This window comes from Xenorhabdus sp. TH1, from assembly GCF_037260955.1.
Lineage (GTDB): Bacteria > Pseudomonadota > Gammaproteobacteria > Enterobacterales > Enterobacteriaceae > Xenorhabdus > Xenorhabdus griffiniae.
Map to the genome: position 1 here is coordinate 178,018 of NZ_CP147734.1, position 24,007 is coordinate 202,024.

The 24,007-nt window shown below is 44.2% G+C and carries 19 protein-coding genes, 1 tRNA gene and 1 pseudogene; 10 read left to right on the top strand and 11 right to left on the bottom strand.

Annotation, left to right across the window (positions count from 1 at the left end; genetic code table 11):
- Positions 1-53: 53 nt before the first annotated feature.
- Entirely contained in the window at positions 54-1,439 is a 1,386-nt protein-coding gene (locus WDV74_RS00825) for a uracil-xanthine permease family protein (RefSeq protein ID WP_338884063.1), read from the bottom strand.
- Between the two features lie 241 nt (positions 1,440-1,680).
- Here WDV74_RS00825 and gltS point away from each other — a divergent pair, with 241 nt between their 5' ends.
- On the top strand, positions 1,681-2,895 hold the full coding sequence (gltS, locus tag WDV74_RS00830) for a sodium/glutamate symporter (protein WP_338884064.1): 1,215 nt from the start codon (positions 1,681-1,683) through the stop codon (positions 2,893-2,895).
- A 68-nt stretch (positions 2,896-2,963) separates the two neighbouring features.
- On the opposite strand, the gene recG is transcribed toward gltS, so the two are convergent.
- Genes recG through gmk form a run of 5 tightly spaced genes read right to left on the bottom strand, consistent with a single transcriptional unit; the run spans position 2,964 to position 8,885 of the window.
- On the bottom strand, positions 2,964-5,045 hold the full coding sequence (recG, locus tag WDV74_RS00835; RefSeq protein ID WP_338884065.1) for an ATP-dependent DNA helicase RecG: 2,082 nt from the start codon (positions 5,043-5,045) through the stop codon (positions 2,964-2,966).
- A 22-nt stretch (positions 5,046-5,067) separates the two neighbouring features.
- Positions 5,068-5,793, bottom strand: coding sequence for a tRNA (guanosine(18)-2'-O)-methyltransferase TrmH (gene trmH / locus WDV74_RS00840; RefSeq protein WP_338884067.1), 726 nt, complete (start codon positions 5,791-5,793; stop codon positions 5,068-5,070).
- A 5-nt stretch (positions 5,794-5,798) separates the two neighbouring features.
- The gene (gene spoT / locus WDV74_RS00845; RefSeq protein ID WP_338884069.1) at positions 5,799-7,913 is read right to left on the bottom strand and encodes a bifunctional GTP diphosphokinase/guanosine-3',5'-bis pyrophosphate 3'-pyrophosphohydrolase; all 2,115 of its coding nucleotides are present in this window, start codon (positions 7,911-7,913) and stop codon (positions 5,799-5,801) included.
- A gap of 18 nt (positions 7,914-7,931) precedes the next feature.
- Positions 7,932-8,207 carry a DNA-directed RNA polymerase subunit omega gene (rpoZ, locus tag WDV74_RS00850; protein WP_074020086.1) on the bottom strand — a complete coding sequence of 92 codons (276 nt, stop codon included), beginning with the start codon at positions 8,205-8,207 and terminating at the stop codon, positions 7,932-7,934.
- Positions 8,208-8,261: 54 nt separating this feature from the next.
- Positions 8,262-8,885 carry a guanylate kinase gene (gene gmk / locus WDV74_RS00855; RefSeq protein ID WP_338884070.1) on the bottom strand — a complete coding sequence of 208 codons (624 nt, stop codon included), beginning with the start codon at positions 8,883-8,885 and terminating at the stop codon, positions 8,262-8,264.
- A 393-nt stretch (positions 8,886-9,278) separates the two neighbouring features.
- On the opposite strand from gmk, the gene ligB reads away from it, so the two are divergent.
- Complete coding sequence (ligB, locus tag WDV74_RS00860; protein ID WP_338884071.1) at positions 9,279-10,991, top strand: NAD-dependent DNA ligase LigB; 1,713 nt, start codon at positions 9,279-9,281, stop codon at positions 10,989-10,991.
- A gap of 37 nt (positions 10,992-11,028) precedes the next feature.
- Here the strand turns inward: ligB and WDV74_RS00865 are convergent, their stop codons facing one another.
- Positions 11,029-11,646: a trimeric intracellular cation channel family protein gene (locus WDV74_RS00865; RefSeq protein WP_338884072.1), complete on the bottom strand. Its 618-nt coding sequence runs from the start codon at positions 11,644-11,646 to the stop codon at positions 11,029-11,031.
- Between the two features lie 135 nt (positions 11,647-11,781).
- Here WDV74_RS00865 and WDV74_RS00870 point away from each other — a divergent pair, with 135 nt between their 5' ends.
- The gene (locus WDV74_RS00870; RefSeq protein WP_338884074.1) at positions 11,782-13,071 is read left to right on the top strand and encodes a DUF3748 domain-containing protein; all 1,290 of its coding nucleotides are present in this window, start codon (positions 11,782-11,784) and stop codon (positions 13,069-13,071) included.
- A gap of 75 nt (positions 13,072-13,146) precedes the next feature.
- Here WDV74_RS00870 and WDV74_RS00875 read toward each other — a convergent pair whose 3' ends face one another.
- Positions 13,147-13,494, bottom strand: a complete 348-nt coding sequence (locus tag WDV74_RS00875; RefSeq protein WP_338885502.1) for a YceK/YidQ family lipoprotein — start codon at positions 13,492-13,494, stop codon at positions 13,147-13,149.
- A 663-nt stretch (positions 13,495-14,157) separates the two neighbouring features.
- On the opposite strand from WDV74_RS00875, the gene WDV74_RS00880 reads away from it, so the two are divergent.
- The 3 genes and pseudogenes from WDV74_RS00880 to WDV74_RS00890 form a co-directional block, all read left to right on the top strand.
- A complete protein-coding gene (locus WDV74_RS00880; RefSeq protein WP_338884076.1) occupies positions 14,158-15,819 on the top strand; it encodes a putative transporter in 1,662 nt (553 codons plus the stop codon).
- A 368-nt stretch (positions 15,820-16,187) separates the two neighbouring features.
- The gene (locus WDV74_RS00885) at positions 16,188-17,378 is read left to right on the top strand and encodes an MFS transporter (RefSeq protein ID WP_338884077.1); all 1,191 of its coding nucleotides are present in this window, start codon (positions 16,188-16,190) and stop codon (positions 17,376-17,378) included.
- Between the two features lie 83 nt (positions 17,379-17,461).
- Positions 17,462-17,607 (top strand): annotated as a pseudogene (locus WDV74_RS00890) (IS5/IS1182 family transposase); the annotation flags it as partial.
- A gap of 91 nt (positions 17,608-17,698) precedes the next feature.
- On the opposite strand, the gene WDV74_RS00895 reads toward WDV74_RS00890, so the two are convergent.
- Both WDV74_RS00895 and WDV74_RS00900 read right to left on the bottom strand, forming a co-directional pair.
- Complete coding sequence (locus WDV74_RS00895) at positions 17,699-18,955, bottom strand: valine--pyruvate transaminase (protein ID WP_338884078.1); 1,257 nt, start codon at positions 18,953-18,955, stop codon at positions 17,699-17,701.
- Between the two features lie 102 nt (positions 18,956-19,057).
- A complete protein-coding gene (locus WDV74_RS00900; protein ID WP_338884080.1) occupies positions 19,058-19,648 on the bottom strand; it encodes a DNA-3-methyladenine glycosylase I in 591 nt (196 codons plus the stop codon).
- Positions 19,649-19,841: 193 nt separating this feature from the next.
- Between WDV74_RS00900 and glyQ the strand changes: the two genes are divergently transcribed.
- The 4 genes from glyQ to WDV74_RS00920 all read left to right on the top strand — a co-directional run bounded on the left by glyQ (position 19,842) and on the right by WDV74_RS00920 (position 23,629).
- A complete protein-coding gene (gene glyQ, locus WDV74_RS00905; RefSeq protein ID WP_193849885.1) occupies positions 19,842-20,750 on the top strand; it encodes a glycine--tRNA ligase subunit alpha in 909 nt (302 codons plus the stop codon).
- Between the two features lie 9 nt (positions 20,751-20,759).
- On the top strand, positions 20,760-22,829 hold the full coding sequence (gene glyS, locus WDV74_RS00910) for a glycine--tRNA ligase subunit beta (RefSeq protein ID WP_338884081.1): 2,070 nt from the start codon (positions 20,760-20,762) through the stop codon (positions 22,827-22,829).
- 105 nt (positions 22,830-22,934) lie between these two features.
- Positions 22,935-23,011 (top strand) — tRNA-Pro (locus WDV74_RS00915).
- A 243-nt stretch (positions 23,012-23,254) separates the two neighbouring features.
- Positions 23,255-23,629: a hypothetical protein gene (locus tag WDV74_RS00920; protein WP_338884082.1), complete on the top strand. Its 375-nt coding sequence runs from the start codon at positions 23,255-23,257 to the stop codon at positions 23,627-23,629.
- Positions 23,630-23,702: 73 nt separating this feature from the next.
- On the opposite strand, the gene WDV74_RS00925 is transcribed toward WDV74_RS00920, so the two are convergent.
- Positions 23,703-23,981 (bottom strand): colicin Z C-terminal domain-related protein, encoded by a 279-nt coding sequence (locus WDV74_RS00925; RefSeq protein WP_338884084.1) that lies wholly within the window; start codon positions 23,979-23,981, stop codon positions 23,703-23,705.
- Positions 23,982-24,007 lie beyond the last annotated feature (26 nt).

Below are 24,007 nucleotides of genomic sequence, written 5' to 3' on the forward strand. Positions count from 1 at the left end.
AGAAAACTCCCGCCGGTAAGGCGGGAGAGACGTATTATACAGAAATCTGACAACTATTTTTCTTGGGGAAAAATAAGGTTAAGCAGAATGGCGGTTAACCCACCTGCGGCAATGCCTGAAGAGAATAAGTTTTTCACCCAATCAGGGGCAAACTGTAAAATTAGCGGTTGTTGAGAAACGCCTAACCCCACTGCCAGAGACAGTGCGATGATCATAATGGCACGGCGATTTAGAGGTTCACGGGAAACTATTCTGACACCAGATGCAGCGATAGTGCCAAACATCACAATCGTTGCTCCGCCCAGAACAGGTTCAGGAATGTGTTGTACAAAACCAGCCACGGCAGGAAACAACCCCAATAGGATCAGCATTGCAGCAATCATGTAACCAACATGGCGACTGGCAACACCCGTTAGTTGGATCACGCCATTGTTCTGACCAAAACAGGAATTTGGAAATGTATTGAACACGGCTGACACCATAGAATTGAAGCCATTTGCCAGTACACCCCCCTTGATACGTTTCATGTAGAGTGGGCCGCTGACAGGCTGTTCGGAGACATCAGAGGTTGCTGTGATATCACCAATCGTTTCCAGTGATGTCACCATAAAAATCAGCATCAGTGGGATCAACAGATTCCAGTCAAAAGACAAGCCATAATAGAGTGGAGAAGGAACGGTGATGATTGGTGCATCTTCTTTCGGTGTTGAAACGGGTAACATATCCATGTACCAGGCCAGCAGATAACCCACTGTCATGGCGATGACCAGAGATGCAACCCGCAAGTAAGGGTTATTTTGGCGATTCAGCAATACGATAACGGCAAGAACAGTTCCAGCGAGCAGCAGGTTTTCTGGTGCACCAAATGTGCCGTTTTGAATCGCAGAATAACCACCCCCAATCGAAGTTAATCCCACTTGAATTAACGATAAGCCAATAATCATCACCACGATACCGGATACCAGAGGTGTGATGATCCGTCTTGCCAAATGTAACACGCGTGAGAGCAGCACTTCCGTCATTGAGGCGAGCATCAGTGTACCGAACAAGGCTGCCATCATCGTTGGAATATCCGCACCACCATTTTTCAACGCCAGGCCACCCATAATCAGTGGGGCAACGAAATTAAAACTGGTGCCCTGAATTGAAAGCAAGCCAGAACCGATTGGCCCCCAAGAGCGAATTTGAATAAGTGATGCCAAGCCAGAGGCAAACAGGGACATACTGATAATGCGTTGAGTATCCTGCTCTGGAAGCTCCAGAGCCTGGCAAATCAACATTGCAGGTGTAATAACAGCTACAAACATGGCCAGTAAATGTTGGGATGCAGCAAATAAGGTATGTGGAAGTGGCGGCTTATCTTCCAGACGATAGATCAGTTCGTTATTTGATTTATTGGGGACTTCTGATGAATTGGATCCACGGGGTAAATTGACCATGTTGTGAAATTTCAGATAGACAAAAAGTGCATTTTAATGATTCTCATCATTAAAGCAATCGTTTGCGTTAAGTTTTCATCATGAATTACGGCTTAATCCTGTCACATTTTTAAATGTTTTAACTTGTGTTTATGAGAAATTTTATTTCTAATCCAACCCTTACCTGCTCTTGGCGTTTTTACAGGATGATTATAACGTCACATTAAATTCACATAATATTAACAATGGGTGAGGTACATCGATGTATCATCTAGATATTTATGGCACGCTCGTTGCTGCCACGCTGGTTTTGCTACTAGGAAGAAAACTCGTACAATCAGTCCCATTCCTTGAGAAATATACGATCCCTGAGCCAGTCGCAGGTGGCTTATTGGTTGCGTTAGTTCTGTTGGCAGTTAAACAATCTGTAGGTTGGGAAGTTAGTTTTGATTTATCTCTCCAAGAGCCTCTTATGTTGATGTTCTTTGCCACAATCGGTTTGAACGCTAATCTTGCCAGCCTGAAAGCAGGCGGAAAATCTTTGGTCATTTTTGTCTGCGTGGTTGTTGGACTGTTATTTGTACAAAACACCGTCGGCATCGCCTTGGCGAAAATGCTTGGCCTTGATCCGTTAATGGGATTGCTGGCAGGCTCCATTACACTATCTGGTGGGCATGGAACAGGTGGTGCTTGGAGTAAGGTATTCACTGAGCGCTATGGTTTTGAAAATGCTACGGAAGTGGCAATGGCATGTGCAACATTCGGCCTGGTTTTAGGTGGCTTGATTGGGGGGCCAGTTGCCCGTATGTTGGTGAAAAATACCCAAACACCAGGGTTGGAGTCTGAGGATACCGAGCTGCCGACGGCATTTGAGAAACCTTATACTGGCCGGCTTATTACACCATTAGTGATGGTGGAAACTATTGCTATGGTTTCCATTTGCTTATTGGCAGGTAAGTTTATTGAGAAACTGTTACAAGGCACAGCCTTTGAATTGCCGACATTCGTGTGTGTTCTGTTTGTTGGTGTCATTCTTAGTAACGGACTCTCTCTGCTTGGTTTTTATCGGGTATTTGACCGAGCGGTGTCGGTCTTGGGTAACGTCAGCTTATCGCTGTTTCTGGCGATGGCTTTGATGAGCCTGAAACTGTGGCAACTGGCTTCCCTTGCGCTGCCAATGTTGGTCATTCTTGCCGTACAGACTTTGGTTATGGCGTTGTATGCTATTTTCGTTACTTACCGGATCATGGGTAAAAATTTCGATGCGGCAGTATTGTCAGCCGGCCACTGTGGTTTTGGCTTAGGTGCGACACCAACAGCCATCGCGAATATGCAAGCGATCACTGACCGTTTTGGACCATCGCATGTAGCATTCTTACTCGTACCTATGGTGGGGGCATTCTTTATTGATATCGTTAATGCTGCCGTCATCAAATTGTATCTGTTATTACCGATGTTCCCATCTATAGCAGGTTAAAGTAATACACTTTTGTCCTCGCCTAATATCTTGGCGAATATGCCGCTGAAATATTCAGCGGCTGGCACCTAAGCGCGGCTATATTGGGAACTATCCGGCAACCAGCGTTCAATCAGCGCTTTGGCGTGTTCAGGATAATTCTGGTGGATATAGTGGGCGATACGCTGAACTTCGGGCAGCATACCTTGGTCTCGCAATAAATCCGCGATCCTGAATTCTGCATTACCTGTTTGGCGTGTACCCAACAGTTCACCTGGTCCGCGGATCTCTAGATCTTTCTGGGCAATCACAAAACCATCATTACTATCCCGTAAAACTTGCAGACGAATTTTCGCTGTATTGGTCAGTGGAGTTTTATAGAGCAAGACACAATGAGAAGCAATGGCACCACGCCCGACGCGCCCTCGAAGTTGGTGCAACTGTGCCAATCCTAGCCGTTCGGGATTATCGATAATCATCAGGCTGGCATTGGGCACATCCACCCCGACTTCAATGACCGTAGTGGCAACCAGCAATTGTATTTCACCTTGCTTGAACGCCTCCATGACGGCTTGTTTTTCTGCTGGTTTCATCCGCCCATGCACTAAGCCAATTTTCAATTCAGGTAATGCCAGTGTCAATTCTTCACTGGTTGCCTGTGCGGCTTGCGCTTCCAGTACCTCAGAATCTTCGATCAGGGTACATACCCAGTAAGCCTGACGGCCTTCATCCAGACAGGCGCTTTTGATACGTTGGATAATGTCGTTCCGGCGAGTATCTGGGATGGCAACGGTGGTGACAGGCGTCCGGCCTGGAGGCAATTCATCAATGATAGAAGTATCCAGATCGGCGTAGGCGGTCATTGCCAATGTGCGTGGAATAGGGGTCGCTGTCATGATCAATTGATGGGGATGGAAGCCTTGGTCGCGCCCTTTCTCCCATAATGCCAGACGTTGGTGAACACCGAATCGATGTTGCTCATCAATGATAACCAGTGCCAATCCGGCAAATTTTACCTGCTCCTGAAACATGGCGTGAGTACCGACAATCATGCTCACTTGACCGTTTGCTATCGCCTCTTGCTGTGCCTGACGTGCTTTACCTTTCTGTTTGCCTGCTAGCCAACCGACCTGAATACCCAGTGGCTCAAGCCATTGACGGAAGGTATTGGCGTGTTGCTCTGCCAAAAGTTCAGTTGGTGCCATCAGTGCTACTTGCTTGCCGTGAACAATGGCACGGACAGCCGCCAGCGCTGCCACTAATGTTTTCCCTGAACCGACATCCCCCTGTATCAGACGCATCATGGGGATATTTTTTGCTAAATCGTGTTCTATTTCTGCTACGACACGGGCTTGTGCATCTGTGGGTGAGAATGGTAACTGGCTTAGAAGTTTCTGTTTCAGTGAATCATTTGCCATTAAGGGATATGCATGAAAGCGCTGGGCTCCCGCCCTGACTGCCAACATACTTAAATGATGCGCCAGTAATTCTTCCAGAATTAACCTACGCTGGGCTGGATGTTGGCCATTTTCTAAATCGGCCAGAGAAGTATCCGGCGGGGGATGGTGCAATGTACGCAGTGCGTCGGGCAGACTGATGAGCTTCCGGCTGAATTTTTCTGGTAGTAATTCATTAATGGCGCAGGTAGCCAATATTTCCAATGCCTGATCGATTAACTTGCGCAGCGTTGTTTGACGTACTCCCTCGGTCGTGGGATAGATGGGGGTCAACGTCTCTTGCAGTTGGATACGGTTGGCATGTTGTTGGATTTTATATTCAGGATGGATAATCTCTGGCCCTTGATTTCCGCGACGAATTTCCCCATAAGCAACAACGTGCTTTCCTGCGGCCAGGTTATTTTTCATGGTGGCAGTAAAATTGAAGAAACGCAGAGTCAAAATACCTGTGCCATCACTGATTTGGCAGGTCATGATGCGCCGACGCCCAAACGTCACATTGGTGCGTAATATTTCACCTGTTACCGTAGCATAAATACTGGGCAATAATTCATGAATGGTATACAGGCGGGTTTGATCCTCATAGCGGAGTGGAAAGTGAAAAAGTAGATCCTGTAGATTGACCAACCCTAACTTAGCGAGCTTAGTGACCTGATTGGCTCCAACGCCACATAACGTGGTTAAGGGAATGGCATCAAGTAGTTGGCCTTTCATACGATTTCTCCGTCAGTGTGATTTATTTCCTTGCTGATGGTGCAATTGTTTTTTGCGCGGCGGATGTTTCTTGCATCGCTGACCACCAGGATTCACTTGCGATGATTTGCCCTTGCTTATCTATCAAGGGTTGTTCCAAGCCCTTACGGCGAGAAACGGCAGCCAATACGGGATATCCTCCTTCGAACAGTAGCCTTTGCTGTTCCTCTTCCGGCAGAATGCTTTTCTGCCACTGGTACATGCCTGCCAATTGACGCTGCCGTTGTACTTCATACAAAATCAAGGCAGATGCAACAGAGACATTCAGTGACTGCACCATACCTGCCATTGGAATAATGATATCGTGATCTGCCAGGGCGATAGCTTGTTTTGAGATACCTTTTTTCTCCTGCCCCATAATGATGCAGGTAGGCTTAGTGTAATCAATTTGACGGAAATCGACGGCTTTATCAGAAAGATGAGTTGCCAGCACTTGCATTCCATCAGATTTAAATTGGTGAATCGCCTGTTCAATCGTGGAATGCGTTTTCACCTGAACCCAACTATTGCTACCTGCTGCCGAAGAAAGCTGGGTTCTTAATTGCTCAGTAGGCCAGATAGCATGGATTTGGTGAATACCCACAGCATCCGCTGTACGAATAACGGCAGATATATTATGGGGTTTGTGGACTTCTTCTAAACAGATTGTCAGGTCAGGTTGACGCATTGCCATCATCTGGCAAATGCGTGCGTAACGTTTAGGATTCATAACCTCTAGTTTCGGTTACGGCTGACTCGCATCACGTCTGGCATGATACGTATCTTACGCATGATATTCGCCAGCTGGATACGGTCTTTGGTCGTCAGCCTGATGAAAGCACAATAGACACGGCCATCTTTCTCTTCTGTATTCATACTTTGAATACTGGAGTTTACATCGTTAATGGCCGCAGTCAGATTTGCCAGTGCCCCCTGATGGTTAAACATATCGACTTTAATTTCAGCAATAAAATCGCTATTGATATCTTTATCCCACTCAACAGGCATGAATTTTTCCGGTTCTTTCTGGTATCCACGGATATTGCGACAAGATTCGTGGTGGATCACCAAACCTTTTCCTGGGCTGATATGGGCAATAATCGGATCACCTGGAATTGGGCGACAACATTTGGCAAAGGTAATCAAAATACCATCAGCACCCTTGATAGGGAGCTTACGGGAAGAATTGCTATTGTTGTTTGGTACTTTCTCTGGTGAACCCAATAATAAATTGCGGGCGACAACCACGCTCATGGCATTACCCAATCCGATTTCCGCTAACAAATCATCCAAAGCAGCGAGCTTCATTCTTGCCAGCTCTTTGTTGATATTTTCTTGTGGAATATCGGTAATTTTCGTGCCGTTACCAAGTGCATGATTGAGTAAACGGCGCCCCAAACTAATGGAATCATCCCGTTTTAGGTTTTTCAGTAACTGGCGAATTTTGGCGCGTGCTTTGGAACTAACGACAAAGTTCAGCCATGCAGCATTAGGGCGAGCCCCTGGTGCCGTAATAATTTCGACCGTTTGCCCACTACTAAGCGTTTGTGAAAGAGGATAAGGTAGTCGATCGACACGTGCACCCACGCAGGCATGTCCGATATCGGTATGGACGGCATAGGCAAAATCAACAGGAGTCGCGCCAGCCGGTAACTCAACAATTCGTCCTTCGGGGGTAAAAACGTAAATCTCATCAGGAAATAAATCAGATTTAACGCTTTCAATAAATTCAAAAGAGCTGCCGGCACTTTGCTGGAGTTCCAGCAAACTTTGCATCCAGCGCTGGGCACGAACCTGCGCAGTCGTACCGGATTCCCCTTGCTCTTTATAAGCCCAATGTGCGGCAACCCCCATTTCTGCCATTTGATCCATATCTTCAGTACGGATCTGAACTTCGACGGGCACTCCATGCGGGCCTATCAGGGAAGTATGGAGGGATTGGTAACCATTGGCTTTGGGGATAGCAATATAATCTTTCACTCTACCGGGGCGTGGTTTGTACAGACTGTGCATTTGCCCCAATACGCGGTAACAGGTATCAAGATTATTGACGATGACACGAAAGGCGTAAATATCCATGATAGAATGGAAACGCTGCTCTTTCAGGCGCATCTTACGATAGATAGAGTAGAGATGTTTTTCGCGGCCACTGACTGTGCATTTGATACCGGCATCCGTTAACCTGCCTTCAATCTCCGACAGAATTTTCTGGATCATCTCTTTACGATTACCGCGAGCGGCTTTCACAACTTCTTTAATGACGCGATAACGGTTCGGATACAGGGCCTCAAACCCAAGTTCTTCCAGCTCGGTTTTTAGGTGATGAATACCCAGACGATGAGCCAGTGGGCTATAAATTTCCAGCGTTTCCCTGGCAATGCGCCGCCGTTTATCGGGGCGCAGGGAGCCAAGGGTTCGCATATTGTGCGTACGGTCTGCCAGTTTGATCAAAATGACGCGGATATCCTGCACCATCGCCATGATCATTTTGCGGAAGTTTTCAGCCTGTGCTTCCTTTTTGTCGCGGAAGTTCAGTTTATCCAGCTTGGATACTCCCTCCACCAATCCGGCAACGGCCGTGCCAAATAACTGTTCTATATCCTGAAATGTTGCAGGGGTGTCTTCAATGACATCGTGCAAAAGTGCCGCCATCAGTGTTTCATGGTCAAGGCGCATTTCAGCCAGAATACAGGAAACGGCCACGGGGTGAGTGATGTATGGCTCACCGCTGGAACGGGTTTGCCCTTCGTGGGCATCCCGCGCAACCACATAGGCCTGTTTAAGCAGATCAATTTGATCTTCAGGCAAATATTTCAGAACCAGCTGATTCAGACTTTCAAACAGGTACAAGGCAGACCTACCGTAAAATTAACGACGACCTTCAGCGATGGCAGAAACGGCTTTGATTTCTGCGGCTTCTTGCTCTTGCTGTTCCTGGCGCTCACGAACATCGAGAATTTTGTTGTTAATGAGGCCTTGCTCGATTTCACGCAGGGCGATAACAGTCATCTTATCGTTTTCTTCTGGAACCAGGGGATCTTTGCCACCTACTTGCAATTGGCGTGCTCGGCGAGCAGCGACCAACACCAGGTCAAAACGGTTACCAATTTTTTCTACTGCGTCTTGAACAGTTACGCGTGCCATATGAGTGCTACTCCACAGATAAATAAATGACTGGGCATAATACTGAAACTTGGTTCAGTCTGCCAATAATTTGCTGATTAAGGCATCATGCCGCTGGGTCTGACGATCTAATCGTAGACGCTCTGTACGAATAATCGATTGTAAATCGGCCAGTGCCGTATTGAAATCGTCATTGATGATGACGTAATCATATTCGTTGTAATGTTCCATTTCCGCGACAGCCTGAGCCATGCGTTTGGCAATGATTTCTTCGCTGTCTTGACCGCGCCCACGCAGGCGGCGGAGCAACTCTTCCTTAGAAGGCGGAAGAATGAAAATGCTGCGAGCTATTGGCATTTTCTGGCGGATTTGCTGTGCACCTTGCCAGTCAATATCAAGAAAAACATCAACGCCACTGGCGAGTGTGTCTTCGATGACTTTTCGGGATGTGCCGTAATAATTACCAAAAACACAGGCATATTCCAAAAATTCATCATGGTTGATCATATTTTGAAACTCATCCACCGTGACGAAAAAATAGTGTTCACCATGATTTTCGCCTGGGCGAGCTTGCCGCGTTGTATGCGAAACGGAAACCTGAGTGTCATACAAGGGTTGGGTTTTTAATAAAGCCTGAATAAGGCTTGATTTTCCTGCTCCACTCGGCGCAGAAACAATATATAACGTTCCTTGGTTCATGATGATTTCTTGACTGATTGGGTATAAATAAATGCAAGCGCAGGAATATAATATCCCACATAGTATACACGGATACGTTAATCCATGTAGCGCTACAATACATGCCAACAGGTATTTCACCAAAATATTTTCTTAACAAACTGGCATTAATGAGATTTTTTGCGACACATTTTCAGCAAAAATAGCTGTTTGCAGAAATTACACATTTATTTTTCGAAACTTCTCTCAAACTTCTTTTTTGCCACTTGGTAAAAAATTTCCTGCTTTTTATCCTCTGCCCGTGTCTTGGCATCAATTTTTAGGAAGTCGTTTTAAGGAAACCAAGGAGCAGGGATGCTTAATTTTCTCATCAGTTTTTTAATAACAGTATGGATATTGCTATCTGGTATACCAATGGCATTTGCAAACAAGGCTCAGTGTCCTGACTGGCCACAAGAAAAATTTCAGAGTGAAATTAAGCGCTTGTCACAGCAGGTGGCTAAGTGGGATCATCTATACCGTCAGCAGGGAATTACTGAAGTCGATGATGAAATTTACGATCAATTATTGGATACCTTGAGAATTTGGCAAGGTTGTTTAAATCATGGGTCAGACCGCGCTTTACTCTCTGTTAGCCCGGTTGCCGATACTTCCGTGATTCCTGTGCTCTCTTCTGAACAGTCAGGGAAACAGCGTCATCCTGTCCAACATACAGGTTTGCATAAATTGAAGGGAATACAAAAAATTAGCCAGTGGTTACAGGGGCGCACAGGGGTGTGGTTGCAACCTAAAATTGATGGTGTTGCAGTTACTTTGGTGTATGAAAAAGGTCAATTAGTGCAGCTAATTAGCCGTGGTAATGGTATTGAAGGAATAGACTGGATGGATAAAAGCGCATTTATTCCCAGTATTCCTAAACGGATTAAAAATGCCCCTGAACATTTGGTATTACAAGGTGAGCTTTTCTGGCAGCAGGAACAGCATCGTCAGTTTGTTGCGGGGAGTCAGGGGGCGCGCAGTAAAGTTGCAGGTTTAATGATACGTAAAACTCCAGCACCAGAACTGGAACACGTTGGTATTTTTATTTGGGGCTGGCCGGATGGACCAAATGAAATGGCGGTGAAACTGGAAAAATTGGCAGTAATGGGGTTTCCCATCACACAGCAATATAGTCACCCCATTGCCACAGCAGAAGATGCCGAAAAAAGATGGAAAGATTATTTTGTCCAGCCCCTCCCTTTTGCGACAGATGGGGTTGTATTACGCCAAGAGATTGAACCGACAGGCCGACAGTGGCGCTCTGGATCAAACAGTTGGGCGATTGCATGGAAATATCCCCTGCGGCAACAAATGACAACCGTAAAAGGTATTAATTTCACAATAGGCCGGACAGGGAGAATATCCGTTGGATTAGAACTGGAAAAAGTAAAGGTAGATGATCGACAGGTCAGTCGAGTCAACATCGGTTCGATCAAACGTTGGAAGCAGTGGAATGTCTATCCTGGCGATAAAATTACGGTGGCGCTGGCGGGACATGGTATACCTAAACTCGATAAAGTGGTGTGGCGTATGGCGGAACGCCCTGATATTCAACCACCTAATGAGCAGGATTATCATTTCCTGAGTTGCCTGACATTCGATCATCAAAACGAAACTAATGCTGATCATTATTGCCAGCAACAGTTTATCGCTCGCCTGACGTGGCTTGGGGTAAAATTGAAAATGAAAGGCGTGGGACAAGGAACGTGGACAGTGTTGGTAAAACATGGGCTGGTGGCAAATTTAACGGCTTGGCTGGATTTGGATAAGGAGCAGCTTGGGGCAGTGACCAATATTGGAACTAAACGTGCGGAATTAATTTTCGCCCAGTTTCAACAGGCAAAGTTACAGCCACTTTCACTATGGTACGAAGCCATTGGCCTGCCTTATGCCAGGCACTTTACTGATGAACAAGCAGATAAACTGGGATGGCAATGGGAAACGATATTCTCTGACGTAAAAGCGAAACCCGCATTAACAGTAAAACAAAGAGAAAAAATCTTGGCCTTTTTACAGCATCCTGAGATTAAGACAGTAATTCATATTTTGTCTTTACGGGATATTGAGAAAACAAGAGATATTCAATGAATAGGGGCAAAAGGCGCCCCAGAAATTCATTACGGTATTAGTGGTCTGTGCCATCGTAATTGAAGATGGGTAAACCAAGGCGATAACGAATAGCTATTAATCGTGCAGCGAGTCCGGCAACAAGTGTAATCAAGATAACGCTGTTTGGGGGTAATGGCGTATACAGTAAGGCAATATAGAGCCAGGCAGCGGCAAAAGAGACACCGGCATAAATCTCTTTTTGGAATACCAGAGGGATGGTATTACAAAACATATCGCGCAATACACCACCAAAAACGCCAGTGATGACGGCGGCAATGGCGGCAATAATCGGGCTGTAGTGCATCTCTAACGCGATTTGTGCACCTATGATGGAGAAGACGATTAAGCCAATGGCATCAAGAATAAGAAACAGACGGCGTAGATGTTTCATCATAGGAGCAACCCAGATAGTGAGCACAGCAGCACAGGCAACGGTCACTATATACTCTGGATTTTTTACCCAGCCAAGGGGATAGTGCCCCAAAATAATATCACGGACAGTGCCACCACCAATGGCTGTCACGGAAGCAATAATGATAACGCCGAATACATCCATTTTTCGACGACCTGCGGCTAAGGCGCCTGTCATGGCTTCAGCCGTAATACCAATGATATAAAGGACACTGAGTAACATAAGTTTAATTACATGAAATATAACGTAGAAGTAAAGAGTACTGTTGGAATAATAACGTCTCGACTGAAATTTTTTAGCCGAATTTGAATAAAATTAGTTTTTATTATCCGAAACCTCGCAAAAGAAGGCAGCAAAATGGTTTTTAAGGAACGTCAGATTACATTCGATAGTCGTAGCCATCAGATAACTAATATAAATGTTTGGACGCCAGACAGCCAATGGTTAGTGTACGATGTTCGTCCCGATGGTGCCTCTTTTACCAGTTTAACGATAGAAAAAATTCATGTTGATCATGGACAAACTGAAATTATCTATCAGGCAAAGGATGGCGCTCATGTTGGCGTGGTGACTGTGAGCCCGCAAGAACCCGTTCGTTATGCCTTTATTCATGGCCCGGAAAAACCAGATGCACAGTGGCAATATGATTTTCATCATCGCCGTGGTGTCATGGTTTCCGATGTACAGCCCAATGTGGCAATTAACATTGATGCCATGGATATTACTCCACCTTATACCCCTGGCGCTTTGCGCGGTGGAACACATGTCCACGTTTTCAGCCCCGATGGTAGCCGTCTCAGTTTTACCTACAATGACCATGTGATGCACGAGTTAGATCCTGCGCTTGATTTACGTAATGTGGCGGTGGCTGTTCCTTTGCAAGCTGTAATACCAGATAAAAAACATCCAAGGGAATATGGTGGTAGCTATTTTTCGGTTGTGGTTAGCGAGACTACAGCCTGCCCGCGTCCCGGCAGTGATGACATCAATCGAGCTTATGAAGAAGGATGGATTGGGCAGCTAGGATATCGCAAAGATAATGGTCAATGGCAGCGTTGGGCACTGGCTTTTATTGGGAATACCTACGCCACCAATGGCGAAAAAATACCGGAAATTTATCTCGTTGATCTGCCAGAGCACAATGATGAATATGCCATTGCAGGCAGCCAACCTTTAGCGGGTACAGAAACAGCATTACCCGCGCCCCCAGCGGGAGTAAAACAGAAACGCCTGACTTTTACGCACGGTAATCGCTGGCCGGGAGTAGTGAATGTTCCACGTCATTGGCTAAGAACATCGCCAGATGGCAGTAAAATCTGTTTTCTGATGAAAGATGAACAGGGGATTGTCCAGCTATGGTATATCTCACCAAATGGTGGTGAGCCCATGCAGATAACTTACAACAAAAACGGTATACAATCCGCATTTAGCTGGGATAGTCGTGGGCGGTTTATTGCCTGTGTTTGTGACAATAGTGTTGTACTCTGTGATAGCCAGACTGGAAAAATTCAGCGTTTAACGGGGCGTACTGATGATGCACCTTCCGCTGATGCGATAGTGATATCACCGGATGATCGTTATGTCGCTTTTATGCGTGATATTGACGGTTACCGACAACTATTTGTGGTGGAAACAGGGATTAACTGAAAACAACAAATGTAGCAAAGTGAGCATCGCAGATTAATGGCGGTGCTTGAATACGCCGATATAGTGTATAGGTTCCTAAGTATCGTGGTCACCAGGTTCTGGTACAGGTAGTATGACGATTGGTTTTTTATCTAGCTGATCTATACGATGTTTAGGGGATTGTTTTGAGCTATCTTGATCGGAGCGAACATAATCGTAGGGAAGTAGAAGCGTGTCCAGGAAAGCAGAAAACGGCAGATCGATTGTAAGTAAGGGCTTCATAAACCATCCTGTTTGGTCATCTTTTAACATACCAATATTGGCTTTTGCCCCAGAATAATAACCTTGATAGGGGCCACTGTGGGTCATGATACTGGAACAGCCCGTAACAAGTGACCATCCTAATGCAGTAAATAGTAATAGAATCTCTTTACAATTTTTCATCATTTTCATGATCTCAATGAGCTAATTTGCCAATGTTTAAAGACCTTATTCGCTATTAATGCCATTTTTCCAACGCCTGACAAATATAGTTTTTTCATGATGTTTTACCGTTTAATTCTATTTACTATAGCTAGGTAATATTCAATTTGCTATAGCACTTATCGCTAATTTTGATAATTTTTTGTGATGTGAATTTAATTTCATTTTTTAAGTTATTTTTTGGGTAAGGGAGAGCATATATACCAATATAACTTCAATATGCGTGTGATTTCTCCCCGCTTCACGAGGGAGATATCAGGTTTCATAGCGTGTTGTAAATTGCAACTTGAAGTTTAATGCGTATAGTTGAAGAAAATAGAAGGAACAATTATTTCACTAAATTTATTGATAATGGTTATCAATTATTAAGAATGATATCGATTGGATATCACAGATATTTATTTTTTGAACATTAATCTTTTTCTTCCTGTTAAAAAATAAAAATTCCCCCTGCATAAAACTTGTCATATAAAAATATGTAAAGCACACAATATGTGGTTTAAAACACATAAATGACGGTTAATTCGTGCCAATATTTCATTGGTGGCAAGGCCATCATTTATGGGGAACAAGGGAAAATGACGAATTTTCTGGATGATCAATCTTTGGTAAAGGAAGCGGGTCATGAGTGATATTGCACTGACAATGAGCTTGCTGGCGCTGTCTGCCGCATTAGGGTTATGGATAGGCAATTGGCGAATACGGGGTATTGGTTTTGGAATTGGTGGGGTTTTGTTTGGTGGGATTATTGTTGGCCATTTTGCCCAGATGTATTCTTTGTCTCTCAGTAATGACATGCTACATTTTATTCAGGAATTTGGCTTAATTCTGTTTGTTTATACTATTGGTATTCAAGTTGGACCGGGTTTCTTTTCTTCCCTGCGGGTTTCTGGCCTTAAATTAAATGGTTTTGCTGTCCTGATTGTCATTATTGGTGGATTAGTTGCTGCCATTATTCACAAATTGTTTGGTATTCCTCTACCTATTATTTTAGGTATTTTTTCCGGTGCAGTGACAAATACACCATCTTTAGGGGCTGGGCAGCAAATTCTGGCAGATTTGGGATCTGACCCTTCGTTTGTCAGTCAAATGGGTATGGGATATGCAATGGCTTATCCCATGGGCATTTTCGGTATTTTATTGGTTATGTGGTTGGTTCGGCTCTTTTTCAGAGTAAGCATTGAACAGGAGGCTAGATCGTTTGATAACCAAAATAATCAGAGCCGAGAAGTACTCCAGACAATGAATATAGCTGTACGTAATCCAAATTTGAATGGATTAATGATGCAGGACATTCCTCTGCTCAATAATAATGATGAAGTGGTATGCTCCCGCCTAAAACGGAAGGATTTGTTGATGGTTCCTCAGCCTACTACCGTGATTCAGAGTGGTGATCTGCTTTATTTAGTTGGGCAGCATGAAGCGTTGAATCAGGTTAGGCTGGTCATTGGGGAAGAGGTTGATGTTTCCTTGTCTACTGCCAGTGATATTTTTCAATCCGTCAAGGTTGTGGTAACGAATGATGAGGTATTGAGTCAGAGGCTTGGGACGCTTAATTTAAAGCAAAAATATGACGTTGTTGTCACGCGCCTCAATCGTGCAGGAATTGAATTAGTTGCCAATAATAATGCCAGTTTACAGTTTGGCGATATTCTGAATATTGTTGGTCGTCCTGAAGCTGTAGAAGTTGTTACAAAGCTCTTGGGTAATTCACAACAAAAACTCCAGCAAGTTCAGATGTTGCCTGTATTTATTGGAATAGGATTAGGGGTTTTATTAGGTTCGATTCCTTTGTTTATTCCTGGTTTTCCAGCTGCGTTGCGTTTGGGGTTAGCAGGAGGGCCTTTGATTATTGCGTTAATTTTAGGACGGATTGGCACGATCGGTAAATTTTATTGGTTTATGCCTCCTAGTGCAAACCTTGCATTACGCGAACTGGGGATTGTTATGTTTCTGGCGGTTGTAGGGCTGAAATCTGGCGGTAATTTTATTAATACACTGGTGCATGGCGAAGGGCTGGCATGGATTGGTTATGGTGCATTGATAACGATAGTTCCCTTGTTAGTTGTGAGCCTGCTGGCACGTATTGTTGTAAAAATGAATTATCTCAGCTTATGCGGAGTACTGGCAGGTGCTATGACAGATCCTCCCGCCCTTGCTTTTGCCAATGGAATTCATAGCACCAGCGGGGCTGCGGCGTTGTCATATGCGACAGTTTATCCATTGGCGATGTTTTTGAGGATCATGACTCCCCAAATTTTGGCCGTGATTTTCTGGGCCTTATGATTTAGGTATTTATACCAATCTAACTTCATAGATGCATGTGATTTCTCCCCGTTTCGCGGGGAGAAATCAGGTTTCATATCGTGTTGTAAATTGCAACTTGAAGTTTAATGCGTATAAATTAACTTTATAATAGAAAATTTATTAATATATACTGCAAAAGCATGGAAAGTTTATTTTATTAAATGCCGTATACGAAATATTTAAAATCTGTGAAATAAACTTATTCTAGTTTCCATAATGGAAAATACTTCATTCTGCCTATATCCCGTCATCAAAACCAGAAACCCAACGTGCCATTTTTTCTCCGGTGGTGACTCGCGCAACATTTGAAGTAAAAGTGTTCCCACTCGTATGAAAGGTGAAAAAGCATGAAATCAAAACTGATTATCATCAATTCGTGCGTTATACTGGTATTGGGATTATTTTCTATAGACCTTTATAATCCGGCACTACCTATAATAAAAACTGTACTCGCAATTACTGACGATCAGTCACAAAGCCTTGTTGTTTATTATCTCGTTGGTTTCGCTGCATCTCAACTTTTTTATGGGCCTCTCTCCGATAAACATGGACGTGTTCCTGTCATTGTATTTTCTTTATTATTTTCTGCTATCGGTAATTATCTGACTTCTACGGCTGGATCATTTCACACACTATCTCTATTCCGGCTTTTGACCGGTATTGGTGCAGGTGGGTGTCCAGTTATTAGCAGAGCTATACTCAGTGATACTTTCCGGGATAAGACGGAGTTATCTAAATCTCTGGCTATTTTTTCGATGGCATCACAAATTTCACCTGCTTTTGCTCCTGTCATTGGGGGGTATATTACAGAATATCTGCCGTGGAAGTTTAATTTTATAGCCCTTACCATAATGATTCTGATAGGTGCATGTTTTGTAAAAATGACGTTGCCGGAAACATCACCAATGAAATCAACAGACAATCGCCGGATAACAGGTTTTCGAATTCTGTTATCTGATATTAATTTTGTTATATACAGTGTTGTTTCTGCCGTTTTGTTTGCTATTACCATTGGTTATTTTACTGCCAGTCCTTTTGTATTCCAGACACAATTTAAATTATCTTCATCACAGAATGGATATCTGTTTATGGTTTATTCTGCTGGGATCGTAATAGGTTCATTGTTGACAAAAAAAGGGTTGTCGCATTCCACACCTGAAAAAATTCTGAAAATTTCACTTCCGTTATTAGTGTTGTTTACAGCGGTGGCGCTCATTTCTATTTATTTTACTCAGATATTGTCGATTGAATTTATTATTATTTACAGTTTTGCAGTAGGACTGGGATGTGGACTGTCTTCTCCATTATTACTTGGGATAAGTTTGCATGGACATCCGGAATTGTCGGGAACAGGCAGTGCCTTACAAGGCGCATTAAAAATGGCTGGAGCAGCCATTGTGTTATGGTTTTTCTCTAATGGTCATACAACGACGGCAACAGGCTTAATGTGGGGACTTTTTTCCCTTGCTCTGATTTGTTTCATCTTAATTGCATCTACACAATATTGGATATCTAAAACAGCAAATAGACATTTGTAAAATAATTCATGTATGGAGGAAAGTTAAAGCACCTCAAAATGAATTGGGATTATCCAATGGAGCACGAGGTGTTAGAAAGAGTAAGAAATAGCTCAGGGGCGGCTTCAACGGAAGGTGAAGCCATCCATCGGTAAGAGTCGGGGCGGACGTTTGACCAAAATTTCATTTACCCGTATATAGTGACAGCTTGCCTATCTATTTTGAGTTGTCAGGTGGTCAAACGCATGACTCATTCTTACATGAAAAGAATCATTTTCTTCTGGCAAGATTTGTCCCTAAAACGCTTTTTGAGGGAACTTATCGTTGCAACGGGCGCCAAATCAGTATCCTGCTTCTTGATGCGCTATCTCAATCTCTTCAGACAGAATACGAATACCTTCTTCGATCTTTTCAATATCAGGAACATAGTTCATTCGCATACATTGATGGGCATGTGGCCAATCGTGTTCTAGTCCCGGAAAGAAGAAGTGTCCCGGCACCATCAGCACCTTGCGTTTCTTCAACCGCTGATAAAGTTCTTCCGTCGTGATGGGTAAATCTTTGAACCAGAGCCAGAGAAATATGGCACCTTCCGGTTTATGGATAAGGCAGCGATCTTCCGGTATATGGCGCCGAATGATGGTAATTACGTTTTCTACCCGCTGCTTATAAAACGGTTGAATAACATTTTGTGACAGGCGCAAGAGGTCGTTACGCTTAATCATTTCCAGGGCGATAGCTGGCCCAACACCCCCAGGAGCCAGGCTAATAATGCCATTCATGTTGCTAATAGCACTGATAATTTTTTCGTTAGCAATAATGATACCGCAGCGAGAGCCTGGCAGACCCAGTTTGGACAGACTCATGCACAAAATAATATTGTGATTCCACAACGGGGTAGCGTCGCTGAAAATAATACCAGGGAATGGCACACCGTAGGCATTGTCGATCAATAAGGGGATTTGGTGCTGTTGAGCCAGGCTATCCAGGCGCAGTAATTCTTCATCAGTGATTACGTTGCCTGTTGGGTTGGTAGGACGAGAGACGCAAATCAGGTTAATGTCTTCGGTAATATTCAGGTGATCGAAATCGACGTGATATTTGAATTGGCCGTTGGGCAGCAGTTCAATATTCGGCTTATTAGCGACAAATAACCCTTCATCCAAACCTGAATCTGAATAGCCAATATATTCTGGAGCAAGAGGAAACAAAACACGTTTCATTGAGCCGTCGTCAGCGCGACCTGCCAGTAAGTTAAACAGATAGAAAAAGGCGCTTTGGCTGCCATTAGTCAGGGCAATATTTTGTGGGTGGATGTCCCAACCGAGCTTTTCTCTCAATTCTTGGGCCAGCGCCGCTATCAAGGTGTTTTTTCCTTGTGGCCCGTCATAGTTGCATAGGGTTTCGCTTAATTGACCGTCTAACGCCATGTCAGTCAATATCTGCTGGAAATAGGCATCCATTTCCGGGATATGTGCAGGATTGCCACCGCCTAACATAATTGCACCAGGCGTTCTCAGACCTTGGTTGAGATCATTCATCAGACGGGTAATTCCCGAATCTTGTGTAAATTTGTTACCGAATTGCGAAAATTTCATATTGGCGTTTGCGTCTGTTTTTGTATGAGAAGAAAACACCATACCTTGCTCATTACGCGGGTGCAATGGGGCAAAAGTGGTATTTCCGCTTATTTTTATACATTAATTTAAATTTTTCATCACAGTAACCGATTTTCGACACAAACAATTTACGAGGTGATCATTTACCAGGCCTGCTGCTTGCATAAACGCATAACAAGTGGTGCTGCCGATAAATTTAAATCCCCGCTTTTTCAGTGCCTTTGCCAGTGCATCGGAAGTTGCAGTTTTGGCAGGAACTTCCGATAAATCTTGCCAGTGATTAATTTGTGGAGAGTTATCAACGAAACGCCAGATAAAAGCGCTGAAGTCTTCACCTTGTTCAGCCATTTTTAGGTAAGCGCGGGCATTGTGAATAATTGCATTGATTTTGCTACGATTACGCACGATGGTTGGTTCTTCCATCAGTCTTCCAACGTCTGTTTCATCCATTTTGGCTATTTTGACCGGATCAAAATGATGAAAACATTTTCTATACCCTTCCCGTTTTTTCAGGATAGTGAACCATGACAAACCCGCTTGTTGTCCTTCCAGACAAATCAGCTCGAAAAGTTGTTGGTTATCTCTTAAAGGGGTGCCCCACTCGTTGTCGTGATAGGCCAGATAATCAAGGTCGAATGTTACCCAACCGCAGCGCGTTATTTCCTGGCTCATAAACTGTATTTGCCTCAGATAATGGTTGATAATTACATCAATGTTAGCTGTATAAATATACAAGTAAAGAGACCTGATTAAGATTTTTTTATACTGCGATAAAATTGGGGGTGATCAGTGCTGTATATCTTACGTCCAAAGGGTATACTGGCCTCTTTCGTTTAAATTCATATGCATCGCGTGCGGGTTCAACATGCAAAAGTTTGATACCAAAACCTTCCAGGGGCTTATCCTGACATTACAGGATTACTGGGCGCGTCAAGGCTGTACCATTGTCCAACCACTGGATATGGAAGTCGGCGCAGGAACCTCTCATCCTATTACTTGTCTGCGTGCTTTGGGACCAGAGCCTATTGCAGCAGCTTATGTGCAACCATCCCGTCGTCCAACTGACGGTCGTTATGGCGAAAACCCAAACCGCCTCCAGCACTACTATCAATTTCAGGTTATCATCAAGCCATCTCCAGATAACATTCAGGAGCTCTATCTGGGGTCCTTGAAAGCATTAGGACTCGATCCGACTGTTCACGATATCCGCTTTGTTGAAGATAACTGGGAAAACCCAACTTTGGGCGCTTGGGGACTGGGCTGGGAAGTCTGGCTGAACGGTATGGAAGTGACTCAGTTTACTTACTTCCAACAGGTTGGTGGCCTTGAATGTAAGCCTGTGACTGGCGAGATTACTTACGGGTTGGAACGTCTTGCGATGTATATTCAAGGCGTGGACAGCGTTTACGATCTGGTATGGAGCGATGGCCCGCTGGGTAAAACCACCTATGGTGACATTTACCACCAGAATGAGGTTGAACAGTCTACTTACAACTTCGAGCACGCCGATGTGGATTTTCTGTTTACCTGCTTTGAGCAATACGAAAAAGAGGCACAGGAATTACTGGCGCTGGAAACTCCGCTGCCATTGCCGGCTTATGAGCGCATTTTAAAGGCGGGTCATACCTTCAATTTGCTGGATGCCCGTAAAGCGATTTCCGTGACTGAACGTCAGCGCTATATCCTGCGCATCCGTACCCTGACTAAAGCGGTTGCTGAAGCTTATTATGCCTCCCGCGAGGCGCTTGGCTTCCCTATGTGTAACAAGAAATAAGAGGCCATCATGATTCAACAGACTTTCCTTGTGGAAATCGGCACAGAAGAGTTGCCACCAAAGGCACTGCGTTCATTGGCTGAGTCTTTTGCGGCCAATTTTGAAGCTGAACTGAATAATGCCAATCTGGGTCATGGTGAAGTTAGCTGGTTTGCGGCACCTCGTCGTTTGGCGCTGAAAGTCGCCAATTTGGCGGCAGCACAGGCTGATCGTGAAGTTGAAAAGCGTGGCCCTGCGATTGCTCAGGCGTTCGATGCAGAAGGTAAACCGACCAAAGCCGCAGAAGGTTGGGCGCGTGGTTGCGGTATCACTGTTGATCAGGCTGAACGCATGGTAACGGATAAAGGGGAATGGCTGCTCTATCGCGCTCAGGTTAAAGGCCGTGAAGCAAAAGCGCTGCTGGCGGATATGGTGAGTAGTTCTCTGAGTAAGTTGCCGATCCCTAAGCTGATGCGTTGGGGCGATAAACAGACTCAGTTTGTTCGTCCGGTACATACGGTCACTATGCTGCTGGACAGCGAGGTGGTTGAAGGCGAAATTCTGGGGATTCAATCGGATCGCATCATTCGTGGTCACCGTTTTATGGGTGAGGCGGAGTTTACCATTGAGAATGCACAGCAGTATCCCGCTATTTTGCAGGAGCGTGGTCGGGTTATCGCGGATTATGAAGCTCGTAAGGCGATGATCAAGCGTGATGCCGAACAAGCCGCAATGCAGCTTGGTGGTATAGCGGATCTGAGCGACAGTTTGCTGGAAGAAGTGACTTCTCTGGTGGAATGGCCGGTTGTCTTGACGGCGAAATTCGAAGAAAAATTCCTGCAAGTTCCTGCTGAAGCGCTAGTTTATACCATGAAAGGTGACCAGAAATATTTTCCGGTTTACGACAAGGCCGGCAAATTAATGGCGAACTTTATTTTTGTCACCAATATTGAATCTTCTGATCCTCAGCAAATTATTTCAGGTAATGAAAAAGTGGTTCGTCCACGTCTGGCGGATGCGGAATTCTTCTTCAAGACTGACCGTAAACAACGTTTAGAAGACAATCTGCCGCGTTTGGAAACCGTGTTGTTCCAGAAACAATTGGGAACCTTGCGTGACAAAACAGATCGTATTCAAGCCTTGGCTGGTTGGATTGCGGAAAAAATCGGTGCAGATGTCAATCATGCGACTCGTGCGGGTCTATTGTCCAAATGTGACCTGATGACCAATATGGTGTTCGAATTCACCGATACGCAGGGCGTAATGGGAATGCACTATGCACGTCATGACGGCGAAGCGGAAGATGTGGCGCTGGCACTGAATGAGCAGTATCAGCCACGTTTCTCTGGTGATGCACTGCCATCAACGGGGGTTTCCTGTGCCGTTGCTATTGCAGATAAAATGGATACTTTGGCTGGGATCTTTGGGATTGGTCAGCATCCGAAAGGGGATAAAGATCCGTTCGCTTTGCGCCGTGCGGCCCTGGGGGTTCTGCGCATTATTGTTGAGAAAAAATTACCTCTTGATCTCCAAACGTTGACAGAAGAAGCGGTGCGTCTGTATGGCGACAAGCTGACCAACGAAAAAGCGGTGGATGATGTGGTTGAGTTTATGCTTGGTCGCTTCCGTGCCTGGTATCAAGAGCTGGGGTATAGCGTGGATACTATTCAGGCAGTATTGGCGCGTCGTCCGACTCAACCGGCAGATTTTGATGCCCGTATGCAAGCGGTTACCCATTTCCGCACCCTGGATGCAGCCGTTTCTCTGGCAGCGGCCAATAAACGCGTTTCCAACATTCTGGCGAAATCAGCAGAACCGTTGAATGACACTGTCCTCGCTTCCGTATTGAAAGCCGCAGAAGAGATCCAACTGGCGACACACTTGGTGGTGTTGAAAGAAAAACTGGCTCCTTTGTTTGCCGAAGGCAACTATCAGGATGCTCTGGTTGAATTGGCTTCCCTGCGTGAAGTGGTGGATGCGTTCTTCGACAATGTGATGGTTATGGATGAAGACAGCCAAGTCAGGATCAATCGCTTGACGCTATTAAGTGAATTGCGTGACCTGTTCTTGCGTGTCGCAGATATTTCTCTGCTCCAGTAATATCGGCCACAACAGCCATGTTGGATGGTTTATCATCAAACAATCACTTATCTTGAAAAAGGTATTGACGGTTTGTGGCTCTGGCAGTAAGATGCGCTTCGTTTTCGGCGAGTAGCGCAGCTTGGTAGCGCAACTGGTTTGGGACCAGTGGGTCGGAGGTTCGAATCCTCTCTCGCCGACCAGCATCTATAGAAACCCTGCTCTTATGAGCGGGGTTTTTTCTTATATATCAACCAAAATAGTTTAAGGGATTACCCTGGATAAGAATTAAATTCCCTTTAACTATCTGCAAAAAATAAAAAAATCACAATGGAAAATGTGCTAATTTTGGGATACAAGGTGTGGATTATCAGGTCAACATGCCTATAATTTTACACATAGCATAGTCTGTAAAAAAGTTTATTGTGAACAATAGGAATATAAAGATGAAACTATTATTTAGTATATTATCTATATTAGTAATAAGTGTTTCAGGTTGTGTGTCAACGCAAAAACCATTCTCTCTGGATTATAAAACAGATAGTGAGGCTTTTCACTTGACAAAATCATGTATAGAAAGCTTCTTCCCTGAAGAAAAAAATAATGCCATTTTCATAAAAATTAAAAACAATACTAATTGCAGTGAACCGTTCAATATTTTCTGGAAAAAAAGTGTAGGCAAAAAAACATCTGTCTTATTTAACAAGAATTTTATACTTAAAGATGTCTACATAAATACTCCAATACAAACTGAAAATGGCTTTTATCAAGCTGTTGATTCTAATTTATCACTCAAAAAAATAGTTGATGCATTGAATTAATATAAACCTATGGCTTACTTTTTTTCTAAAGAAGCCATAGGTTAATTATATTAAGAACTAATAACAATTAGTCTTAATATGTTACTTCAATTGTCTGCCCTATTGAATGGCTTTTGAAACGAATTCGATCCTGACCAGCGCCATCATTACCTCTGATTTGATATGAACCTGGCCCCATTGTAGTTACAGTCCTATAACCTTCGTTTGCTGCGTATTGAATTTCAACATCAAAAGAGGAGGGAGCTTGAGAAATAGTATCGAATGAAACGGTATATACGTAAGACCCTACATGACTTTCTAATCCAATCCATGGCCCCCATGTCAATGGAGGTGCCCAAGCTGTTGTTCTCATAATAACCTCTCATTTCATTTATAACA